1 pseudogene is annotated in these 358 nt (G+C 39.1%); it reads right to left on the bottom strand.

Going from position 1 to position 358, the window contains the following annotated elements:
* Nucleotides 1-123: 123 nt before the first annotated feature.
* Nucleotides 124-231 (bottom strand): annotated as a pseudogene (locus QOS03_RS09315) (zinc ribbon domain-containing protein); the annotation flags it as partial.
* Between the last annotated feature and the right edge of the window lie 127 nt (nucleotides 232-358).

Here is a 358-nt window from a genome sequence, read left to right as displayed (position 1 = left end):
CCACAATTTGCATAGATACGGACGATTTACTCAAACAGCCGCAGTTGCTTGAGCAGTGATCATCTAATTACCAATGCTTTTTACATTCCCAGGTTGCCATAGGAATGAGCCTAGCTTTTTTGACTAGGCTTTTTGTTGTTTCTGGAGTCCTTTTTCTAGAATGTTTAGTGCTGCATTATAATCACGGATATGATGAACATGGCACCGTGGACATACCCATTCACGATCTGCCTAACTTTTTTGTTGAGGGAGCTAAAAATCGTTTTCAATGTGTTTACATTAGGCAGATTGCAAGAAATAACTTGAACAAATCTATTGGCGCAGATTAAGCAAAAAGATCTCAATTGGTGAATGCCAG

Origin of the sequence: Limosilactobacillus pulli (assembly GCF_947381555.1) — a bacterium.
Classification (GTDB): domain Bacteria; phylum Bacillota; class Bacilli; order Lactobacillales; family Lactobacillaceae; genus Limosilactobacillus; species Limosilactobacillus pulli.
This window is presented reverse-complemented; position numbering and strand designations above follow the sequence as displayed.